The organism is Clostridium sp. 1001271st1 H5, from assembly GCF_005845215.1.
Lineage (GTDB): Bacteria > Bacillota > Clostridia > Lachnospirales > Lachnospiraceae > Enterocloster.
Genome location: NZ_SPHO01000001.1, coordinates 649,491 through 661,096, shown reverse-complemented (window position 1 = coordinate 661,096; position 11,606 = coordinate 649,491). Strand labels below are relative to the sequence as shown.

6 protein-coding genes are annotated in these 11,606 nt (G+C 43.5%); all 6 read right to left on the bottom strand.

Annotation, left to right across the window (positions count from 1 at the left end):
- Window positions 1–105: 105 nt before the first annotated feature.
- Complete coding sequence (locus FGS84_RS02800) at window positions 106–1,071, bottom strand: AraC family transcriptional regulator (protein WP_138304174.1); 966 nt, start codon at window positions 1,069–1,071, stop codon at window positions 106–108.
- Window positions 1,072–1,250: 179 nt separating this feature from the next.
- On the bottom strand, window positions 1,251–2,171 hold the full coding sequence (locus FGS84_RS02795) for a DUF6674 family protein (RefSeq protein ID WP_138304176.1): 921 nt from the start codon (window positions 2,169–2,171) through the stop codon (window positions 1,251–1,253).
- 60 nt (window positions 2,172–2,231) lie between these two features.
- Complete coding sequence (locus FGS84_RS02790; RefSeq protein ID WP_138304178.1) at window positions 2,232–2,921, bottom strand: SpoVG family protein; 690 nt, start codon at window positions 2,919–2,921, stop codon at window positions 2,232–2,234.
- A 3-nt stretch (window positions 2,922–2,924) separates the two neighbouring features.
- Window positions 2,925–3,323 (bottom strand): hypothetical protein, encoded by a 399-nt coding sequence (locus FGS84_RS02785; RefSeq protein WP_138304180.1) that lies wholly within the window; start codon window positions 3,321–3,323, stop codon window positions 2,925–2,927.
- Window positions 3,316–3,933 carry a class D sortase gene (locus tag FGS84_RS02780; RefSeq protein WP_138304182.1) on the bottom strand — a complete coding sequence of 206 codons (618 nt, stop codon included), beginning with the start codon at window positions 3,931–3,933 and terminating at the stop codon, window positions 3,316–3,318. The genes FGS84_RS02785 and FGS84_RS02780 overlap by 8 nt, the downstream gene beginning before the upstream one ends.
- A gap of 13 nt (window positions 3,934–3,946) precedes the next feature.
- Window positions 3,947–11,599, bottom strand: a complete 7,653-nt coding sequence (locus tag FGS84_RS31935) for a helicase-related protein (protein WP_138304184.1) — start codon at window positions 11,597–11,599, stop codon at window positions 3,947–3,949.
- Window positions 11,600–11,606 lie beyond the last annotated feature (7 nt).

Genomic DNA, 11,606 nt, shown 5'->3' with positions numbered 1-11,606 from the left:
TGGTGTGGTTAGCTTCTTCTAACCACACCACATATAATAACAATTTGCACCCACGATTCCAACCCAAAACCAATTTTATTCTACCCAAAATCAGTATTTTTGCGTTTATCCAATCGTAGCTTCTGCTTTATAGTTTTTCGGATTCACTCCGTATTTCCTTTTGAACGCCGCTGCGAAATTGCTCGCTTTTGAATATCCCACCAGTATAGCCACCTGGCTGACATTCAAATTACTTTCTAACAGCAGGCTTGCCGCCTTTTCTAACCGCTGGTCGATGACATACGCATGAACCGATGTTCCGAACAGGGAGGAAAAGCCCTTCGTCAATTTTGAAGTGCTGATATTGACCTGCCGCGCCAATTCCTCGCAGCTCGGAGCCAGGGCAAGCTGGCTGTCAATAATTCGCTTTGCCTCTATGATGGAATCTCGGTCACTTCTGGAAATTGCAACGTAGGTTGACGCGAGAATACTCAGCTCCAGGACCTCGCTCAAATATACCGATAGCAGCTCAAAGACCTTGCTTTCCAGAAACAGGTATCCCAACCCGCCACGATATTGCGTGAAGTCTTGCAGCTCCGCAAAAATGTGTTCCATATAGGGCGTGATATTCACCTTTGATATGCCGTCCAATAATTTTTTCCGATAGACCTCGATCTCACCAGCCTCAAAGTAGTCATTCAGAATCTTATAGAAATAGGATAGAGGTATTTTCACATTTTTGAAAAGGAAATCGCTCTTTTTAGAATAGCACATATATTCCATTTTCCCGTGGCCGCGATAAATACAGGATTCACCCTTTTGTATGCTGGCACTTTGCCGGTTGTCTGCAATATTCCAGGAAACACCGTCATTGAAGCAGAACAGCATTTGTATGTATTCTTCACTGCTCACTCCCTGCACGTTCATATCCGAAAAGTAATTCATTCTCCAGTCTGAAACAACTGCTCCCTGTTTCGTGACGATCTGCGAAATCTGACCGGTTCCCATGTCTGCCGGAATATCTATGGTGATCGTCTGCGGTGAATTAGAGAGCAGATCACGATAAAGATTATTCATGTATTGATTTGTCATGTATGAGCGCCCTCCTTATGGTTAGTCAATGCTAATCATAGTTTACAACACCAACCTGGAAAAGTCAATTTGTATTCCTTGTGTATACCGCAGAATCCATTTCACATCAAAACATCGTAGATACCACTTCAATGCTATTTCAAAAACGTAGTGGCAATTAATTTACGAATTATGCCTACTCATCGTACATTTTTATCCTTTTGCATTATTATTTCTTTGTTCTTATTATCATTTGCAGCATTATCTCTCAAATAATTTTCAAATGCATCTGCATTATACTGATACTCCTGCGGTTCAGCGACCATCGGTGAATATACAATCTCTGCTTCCACTCGCTCAGCTTCTGCCCTCTCCGGTTCCGTCTGTTCCTGCACCTTAGCATTCTCCATATGCTTTTCCTTATCAATCTGCACATTCATAGCCAGATTATCCAGCTTATCAATCGAAGCATCCAGATGAAGCTCCATTGTTACAAGCATCTTTTTCACGGCTTTCATAGGTGCAAGCACCGCCTTTGTAATGGGATGTTTCTGCTCTTTCTGTGAATAATCCACCTCCGGCTTGTCAGCAAAAGTGCGGAATGCATTGACTGCTGTCTGCCCTGCTTCACGAAATCCTTTTGCAAGAAGTGCTGTCTTTGCTATATCCTTATCCGTGGTCTTGATTGCACCTCTTACATTCTCTCGGATATCAAGAAGTTTTTTCTTAATTTCTAAGAACTCAGACACCCTGTATAATGCAGCTCTTCCCTTTGCCTTTGCTTCATCAACTATGCTCTTTGCTGTAGATTTGACCTGTGCTTTCACTTCCAATACCTGTGACTTTATCTGCTCACATCTGGCATTGAGTCGCTCCTGTGCTTCTGACAATGCCTTTTTAGCATTATTGACAAGGGTATCCTCATGCATTTCTTTAATCTGGTTCTGCATATTGGTGAGTTCTTCCGTCATGGAATCAATCTTTTTCTCCAGTCCATCCACATAGCTGCATATCTCAAATACATCGTTTGCCTGCTCTTTCATGGCATTCTTCTTTAATAAGTCGAGAAGTTCCCTTATAACCTCCTCATTGGTAAGTGTTTTTCCTGCTTCCATATCCATTCTGTTTCCTCCATTCTGTAAATGGGGCAGCCTTGGCCGCCCCTGTAACATGATTACCAATTATCGAAAGGGCGTTGCCTCTTTGTCCTTCTCTTTATCGGGATTGCCATGATGTTTCTCGGCACTCTCCCTCGCCTTTTCGTTGCTCTTATCCTTTGCTTTCTCATATTCAAAGATAATCTCATTGTAGAGTTTTTCCCTAAAATCCTTCGTGACCGGATAACAGACATCCTGGTAGATTGGCTTGCCCTGCTCATCCACCTGCTTTGTCTTATATGAGGGCATTGATACAAAGATTTTCTCTTTGCCCTGCACGATATTGATGTTATTTACGATGAAACTGTTTTCAAAATAAATACGTGCAAGTCCCTTGATGTTACTGCCTTCCCTCTCATAAGGTGTCACAGTTACGGAAAACTCAGGCATTTCCTGTGTTCTGTCCTGCTTCTGTATCTCCTCTTTCTCCGGTTCCTTGATTCTTGCATAAGCATCAAGGATATTGGTATAGAGTTCCTCTCGAAATTCTGCTGTGATAGGATTGCACACATCCTTATAGATTACGCCATTGCTTTCATCACGCTCATTGGAGCGGTATCTTGGCATGGATACGAAAAGTTCTCCTTTGTCCTTATTCTCAAGGATTGCGATATTGGTGATCTTAAATGAATCACCGAATACCACTGTTGCAAATCCTTTGATATTGCTGCCCTCTTTTGCCCTTACTTCGTTTACCTTAATTGAATACTTCATATGCTATTCCTCGCTTTCTTTTTGTTCTTTGTTTTGCTCCGGTATGATAAACTCACACCAAAGCTGTTCTATCTGTTCACAAGACAATCTGCCATTTAACCAGTTGCCAAGTGTAACGACCATTCCGTCCTGCTCATAGTAGAGCCACTCCTGTGTTTCAATGTTCCCCTCATACACGATGGTCACATCAAAATCAGGCATAAATAATCCTTCCTCTGCATCCCATACACAGGCTATTCCCTGTCTGAGTGTCAGATTCAGGCTTTCGACATACACAGACCAGCCGCTTACGACTATCTGAAATTCATCATCAATCTCTGCAATATCATCCTCGATGTCAATTAGCTCTTCCATTTCTGCTACTGTCTCTTCTATCTCTCCTAACCGGTATCTCTTATTCATCCATCACCGCCTCCTTATAAATGCATCTGACCACAAAACGCATGGTTCCTTTTTGGGAACAGGTAAAAAGAGTTAATTCTTTTTCTGTACCCTGTATCTTGATGCTGTTATCATACGGATTTACTATCTCTGTCTTTGTTACCTCATAGATATGCTTCAGCCCCTTTTTGTCGGTTATCATCACTTCATCGCCTATGGATATCTGACTTAGTGGTGTAAAAAATGCGCCATATCTGCTGCCGTTGTGACCGCACAATACACAGTTGCCACTCTCACCGATTCCTGCTGTTTCTTCTATATGACCAATCCCGGCATTAAGTACTTTACTTGTGGTTCCCTCCATTACCGGATACCTGATATCTAAGCCCGGTATCTCAATGATGCCGATAACACCGCCTTCTTTAAGAATGGCTTCATCCTCTTTACTAATGGAGGTTTGCTCTTCCTCCACATCTGTTTCTTCATCGTAATCATCCTCCAATGTCTGCTCAAATTCACTTATGAGCTGTTCTGTCTGTTTTTCTCCGGTTGCCCGCCAGAAAAAAGGGACTGCCATAATGGCAATCCCTGCTGTAATCAGTAGTCCTGCGACCACTTTTCTTATGCTCATATTATTCACTCTCCTATCGTGTTCTGCCCTCTCTGTCGGCTGAATAAGTGCCTTTATCCTCAGCTACAATTGCTGCAGCTTCCATCCTGTCATCTGCTTCTCTTTCTTCCTCCGGTCCGCTCAGGTCTGCATCCACAGCCTTTGCGTTCTCAAGGTCAAGCTGGGCATTCAGTTCACACTGTCTTGCCAGCTTTTCTTCCAGCTCCGTGCTGTATGCAAATGGCTTATCATACTCAGTCTTTGATGCTTCAAGGTCATTCTGGTACTGCTCAATCTTCTTTTCTAAGAAATCAATGTTCTCATGGAGTCCATTGAACAGGTTTTCAAGCTTCACCATACTGCCGACCGGACTGGTGGAAAGCTCTGCTTTATACTCTGTCTTTCCACGAAGCACCATATAATTGATGTCAAGGAAGTTCTTTTCCACAAGCAGCTCAAATCCATGGAATTTACCGATTGCAGTTGTCTCTCCGGTCTTACACTTGCTGATTGCTTCAAGCATCATGGTTCCACCATCCACACGCTCAGTATAAGTTGCTTTGCCTATGGTAATGGCAAATTCTGGATTATCAATCAGCTCCTTATCCCTTGCCTTTACATCCTCACGGACATTGGCAAGCTTTTCTGTTGCTGTCTTAATGAGCTTCGGGTACTTAATCATAAAGTTGTCCTGAAGTCCATATCTCTGATTGTCATAGGATGCCTTTAAGAGCTTTAATCTCTGGACATCATTGTCAATCTCCATCTTTTCCTTGATCAAAGGATTACCGGTGGCAACCGCCTTAATCTCTGCATAGGAAAGTGTTGCCTCGTCGATATCCTCGCAGCTTCGGCTTACCGCCTTGCTTGTCATTACCTGACTGATGAATCGCTGCTTATTCTCAACCAGCGACCAGTTGTATGCATCAAATGTTCCTTTGGTGACATATCTGTAGATTGCCACCTCTTCATTTTCGTTGCCCTGTCTGATACCTCGTCCTTCCCTCTGTTCAATGGAGGAAGGCTTCCAAGGACAGTCCACATGATGCATTGCAACAAGGTGTGTCTGCACATTGACACCTGTTCCACACTTATCTGTTGAACCGATAAGAACTTTCTTTTTACCTGTCCTCATCTCCTTAAAAAGTGCATCCCTCTGTGCATCTGTCTTGGCATCATGGATAAAAGCTATCTCATCTGCCGGAATACCATACTGGATAAGAGTTTCCTTCAGATAATCATAGATGGTAAAGTCCTTATCCGGTCCCGGTGTGCCGATGTCCGAAAAAATAAGCTGACAGCCTATATGACCGTTGGCATTTCCTTTCTCATATTCCTTCCAGACATTTTCTGCTACCTTATTGAGCTTTCCATCCTGATTGTTTGGTGCATCCTTATCAATCAGTCTTGCATCTGTTCCGAGAAGTCTTGCCTCATGGGTAATCTTCAGGAAGTTATCCACGCTTGGATCAACTCCACCGCCTCTGATACGCTCTGCTCTCACAACAAAGTCTTCCATGACCTGCTTTACATACCAGTCAGGCTCCGACTCCACAATAATAGGCTTACCGCCACGAAGAGCCGGTACATCAAGGTCAAGCATGTCTGCAGTCTGCACATCAGCTACTTCACGGAAGATATTCATAAGCTCCGGCAGATTCGTAAACTTATTGAATCTGCTCTTAAAACGGAATCCGCTTCCCTCTACTGTAAGCTCAAGTGCTGTTGTCACTTCACCAAAGTTCGCTGCCCATGAGTCAAAGTGATAAATCCCCATCTCTTCAAGTGCCGCTTTCTGTAAGTAAAGCTGCATGACATACATCTCACACATGGTATTGGATATCGGTGTACCTGTCGCAAATACAATGCCTCTGCCATCATTTATCTCTGATAGATACTGGCATTTAAGCTGCATATCCGTTGACTTCTTAGCTCCGCTACTGCTGATACCTGACACATTATTCATCTTGGAAAAAATTGCAAGGTTCTTAAAATTATGTGCCTCGTCTACCATGATAGAATCTACACCAAGCTCCTCAAAGGTAATGAGGTCATCCTTCCTGCTCTCATCAGATAGAGATTTCAGCTGTTCCTCCAGCTTTTTCTTCTGGCTTTCCATCTGTTTTACAGTCCATCGCTCTCCGTTACGCTCCTTCATCTCATCAATCGCATAGCTGATTTCATCAATCTGCTCGTTAAGCATTCTCTCCTTTCTCTCTGCTGAGATTGGAATTTTCTCAAACTGCGAGTGCGACATGATGATACAGTCATAGTCACCTGTTGCAATCCTTGATACGAACTGCTTCCTGCGGCTCTTTTCAAAATCACGCTCTGTGGCAACCAGGATATTTGCTGACGGATAAAGCCTTAAAAACTCTGATGCAGTCTGCCCGATAAGTGGCTTTGGAACAACCATGATTGTCTTATTGGCAAGTCCTAGTCTCTTCTGCTCCATGCAGGCAGCCATCATCTCAAAGGACTTTCCGGCACCGACACAGTGTGCAAGCAGTGTGTTTCCTCCAAGAAGGATTCTAGCCACTGCATTTTTCTGGTGTGGCTTTAACTCAATCGCCGGATTCATTCCCGGAAACTGTAAGTGACTTCCGTCATACTCACGCAGACGGATGTTATTGAATGTCTCGTTGTAATACTCCACATATTTCTGTCTTCGCTCCGGCTCTGCAAACAGCCATTCCTTGAACTTCTCCTTGATCATGTTCTGCTTTTCCCTTGCAAGCATTGTCTCATTCTTATTGACTTCGTAATGATATTTGCCATCTCCGTCATCAATCCTGTCCCTGACGGTTACAGTCTTTAGATTCAGCGTATCCTCAAAAATAGAATAAGCATCCATGCGGCTTGTACCATAAGTCTTAGTAGCTGCCACTGAATGCTTATCCATACTCTTATTCTCGATGAACCATTCCATGCTCATCTTATTTAAGTGTACCTGAATGCCTGTATTGTAAAACTGGCTTCTGACTGCTCTTGCACGCCTTGGTGTATTGAGAAGCTCATAGATAAACTGCTCATAATCAAGCGGCTCAATCCATGTCGTACCAATCTTTACATCAATATCCGAGGCTTCAATCCACTCCGGCTGCACCTTTTCAAGTGCTGCCACATTACCTGCAAATCTTTCTGCCTGCGGATTGCCTGTATCCGCTGCCATAGCCTTTGCTACACGAAGCTTGTCTCTCACATTGCCGGAAAGATACTCGTCTGCTGTCTCCCAGCCGATGTCCGGATTATTCTCGTTGTAGCGGTCGGGATTTAAGAAAATCAATCCATCCAGCTCTTCCACAAGAACTGCCCTTCTAAGCTCTGCCAAAGCATCATCACTTAGCGTTATCTCATCCGTTGCCTGTCCGGAATTTTCTGCAAGCTCTTCCTTTGCATTAGTAATATCCGGCTCATAGATAGAAAGCATATAGGCAAGATTTACATATCCAAATTCATTGACGGATACATTTAATGCTTCCACAGCAGTCTCAACCCTGTCTATGACAGTCTTTGCCTTAATCGTCTGCTTATAAAACATATCCGCTTTTTTCACCTCCCCGTCTTCATTTACTTCTTCAAGACTACAAAGAAGTGGGTAATCGCTGTCATCTCGAAATGCTATTCTGTTTGCTTTTGAAGTAATGGCTCCATACTGCTTTACGAAGGCATCATATTTTACATTAAGAAGTCTCTGCTTATCAGAAAGCTCCTCCTCGCTGCAGCCATCCATTTGGATATCAATCAGATCTCTTGTTATCTGTCTGATTTTATCAAGGCTTCTGATTCGCTCCTCGGCAGTCTGTGATACTTCTTTTCTTACCATCTCGGAATTTTCCCTGTAATAGAGCTTTCCTTCAAAAAATGTGTAAGTGTAGTTTCTCACATCCGGATCAGCAGGTATAACCTCCTCTGTCTGCTCCGCCTCATCTGACACTCTCTCAAAATCTGTAATCTGTGCTTTGATATTACTGATAGCTTTGTTTAATGCTTCATACATATTGAAGTTCTCGTCATTATTCACACAGACTGTATATCTGCTGTCCTGTCCATAAATCCTTGTATCATATTCCATAGACCCAAGCATCATTTCAGGATGTTCTGCAAAGTAAGAATTGACCGCTATGCCGTTTTCTGTCATACCAAGGTGCACCCAATCCGGCTCAATATCAATCTTTCGCTCCCTCTTCTGCAGAAACAGAATGTCTGTTGTCACCTCTGCTCCCGCATTTGTCTTGAATGCAGTATTAGGAAGCCTTACCGCTCCCACAAGCTCAGCCCTCTCTGCAAGGTACTTTCTGATGGTAGGATTGGCTTTATCAAGTGTTCCTTTCGTGGTAATCACCGCAACCATGCCTCCCGGTCTCACCTGATCGAGTGCTTTTGCCATGAAATAATCATGAATACGGAAATTATATTTGTTGTACTTTGGATCAAATACCTTGTAATCACCAAATGGCACATTTCCAACAACCACATCAAAGAAGTTATCCGGATATGTGGTATTCTCAAATCCTGTGATACTGATATTGGCATTCTGATAAAGCTGCTTTGCAATTCTTCCTGAAATGCTGTCAAGCTCCACCCCATACAGCTTACTTCTCTGCATAGGCGCCGGCATACTTCCAAAGAAGTTACCGATACCCATAGATGGCTCTAATACATTGCCGCCTCTGAAACCAAACTGGACAAGTGCCGAGTTCATGCACATGGCAATCTCCGGTGAAGTGTAAAAGGCATTGTTTACTGTTGCCCTAGCTGCACCGTATTCCTCATCAGATAAAAGGTCTTTCAGCTCTGCATATTCTTTGCTCCAGCCTGCGTTTTCCTCATCAAATGCCTGTGACAGTCCGCCCCATCCGACAAACTTCGACAGAACTTTCTGTTCCTCCGGTGTGGCAAGCCTGTTTTCTGATTCAATCTGCTTTAAAGTACGGATTGCATCCATATTCCACTGGTATCTGGTCTTGGGACCGCCTTTTTCCATTTCCCAGAGATTATAGTGGAAGTTGTGCTTCGTCTGCCCGGCAACATTCTTCTCATTTTCAAGACTTTCTACTTGCTGTACTGGTTCCTGCTTTGGTGTAAAATCTACAGTTTCCTGTGATTCTGTATCAGCCTGAATATCATCCACAGATACTGATACCACATCATCTGAAACTACATGTCCATTCTCATCAATCTTGGTTTCCCAGCCATTCGCTATTGCTCTTTTCCTGGTTTCAAGACGATTGGCTTTTACACTATCCTCGATATCAAAGAATCTCTTATAGACCGGATTCATCTTATCCCTGTCAGCCTTCTGCTTTGTCTCCTGATAATACTTCTTCTGGTCTTCTCCGCAGTAAAATGGCTGTTTTACCATATAGGATAAAATCTCGTATAACTCACGCCAGTCGAGAGCACCTTCCTTTCGCACACCATTCCTGTTCTTATAGCTGATCTTCACATATCCGCTTCTGATTGAGTACTCCACAAGACCATACTTATTGTTGGAATATGCTTTTCTTTCTGCATTATCTGTCCCTAATGCAATATCCCTGATAAGGTCAAGTTTATTGGGCATAAATGCAAAATCAGACTGCACCACATCCATAAGGAATGCCCTAAACGGAGTGTAGCAGCTGCAATCTGTTACAAGAATCTCCGCCGCATCACGCAGGTCTTCATCAAGCTCATCAATACGCTTGGCATAATCAATCGGTGTAATATACTGAAGCTCTGATGGATCTTTTTCAGTTGTTTCAGCTTCTATCTCTGCACCATATTCTGCATGTGTTACCATGCGGTCTTCATCGGCAGTTTCCTGTGGTGTCATGCCTTTTGCACTTACATAATCTCTGTTAGAAGCATAGCTCTCCGGCTCATCCGGTATTGCATAATCATCAATCTCTGATTCTGCCTCCTCCGGTTCCACTTCCCGGTATTCGGCATCAATGACCTCATCATCCTCACGGAGTCCGTCCATCGCAAGCTCATCAATACGAGGTGTCTCAGGCTGGTATTCCCCTGTAAGAATAAGGACACCAAGCTCTTTTTCGATATCTTTCCATGAAACATATCCTTCAACCTCTCCATCCTCATCTCGCCACTGAAAACGCAGTCCGTTCCCATGAAATGTGTCATATCCGTGCAGTCCCAGTCCGTCAACCGGCCAGCCTGCACCTCCCTGACCATATTCTGCTTTGATACGCTTTGCTCTGGTTCCTGCATCAATCTCTGTTTCAAAAATCTTGCATACCCTGCCCTTACCACCGATAAAACCTGTACCTCTCATAAGCACCTGTTTGATATACTCACTTGGTACTGTTGGAGACTTTTTGGGATTCAGGTAATTGTATTTACCTGCTAATGCAGCTTTTCTGTCCTGCTCGAACTGACGCATAAACTGATTATTATTTTCATCCTCAGTATGAATGGTGCCAATGCTTGCCTGCCCGTTCTGGTCGAAAAAAAAGGAAGCCTGTGTATATTCGGCTTCCTTACTAACACCCAATGAATTGATTTCATCAAGTTCCCTATTCAGTTCTGTATCATCTGATTCTAGTGGAATCGCATCACTATCTGATGGAGTACCACTTCCTCTGCCTGCATCTTCGCCTGCTCTCTTATCTTCCACATCTCCATTGTCGATGACGGATTCTGTGGCTTGTGCTTCGCCAGATACTGCATCTCCAGCTGGTCGTACAACTGGTTCGCTTCCTCCTCTACTGCTGCCATCTTCTCGTACATCTTCCCGAATCTCATCAGAGTCTTGTATCTTGCCGGCTCGTTCTCCTGAAGATAACTCATCGCCATCCTTCCGTACTTGCCCAGCTTCGTGAGATCCTCCGTCTCGTCCGGCATCTCTATCTGCGGATAAAGCAGTCCGTCCACTTCCTTGTAAGTCATTTTTTCTAACATATCCAATTCTCCTTTCGCTCTCGATTGCCTTTAAGTTACGACTAAATTCTCTAAGAACACTACAGGAGACATCGCATACAATGGAACCAAGACGGTAAATGATCTCTTCGTCTTTGATATTTACGATCTGACTAAAATCCTGTTCTTGCACAGATAAGTCAAATCCGCATCTCGTCCCTACAGCATACATGACACTTGCATATACAAGCTGCTCCATGTCCATTTCCTGCTGTAAGCCATTGCGTTTCTTACTTTCTTCCTTTATCACACTACCTGATAGCTGCATAAGCTCGGTCATTCGGTCTCCGAACTCTTCTTTTATTATAAGCCAAACATCTGTTCCTGTAAACTGTTTTAATATATTTTTTAGAGACTCCCTGTCGCTGTTATCGTACTGCTCAATCTGACCTTCTGACACAAGAAAATCCACATAATCCTTAAGATTTTCTCCCTCAAGGTCCCATGTCAGTTTGACATTCTTCCCTCCGGTATCACTGATATCAAAGATATATCTCATGCGTGGATTCAGTGCCCTTGACGGGAAGATGGCGCAGCCTTTCGCACCACGCTTTACATATCTTCCCACCTTTTTCCAGGTATCATAATCTGCCATGAGTGTGCTTTTTTCCGGAGGTCTCTGAGCTGTTACCATAACGATATTGTCAAATTCATAGCGGTATAACTGACCTGCGACCTTTAACACATCCTTCCAGTTCTTTTCTGATCTGGTGATGTTACCAATTTCAGAATCGTATATCGCTTTGACCTTCATATCAACGCCCATACCTTTG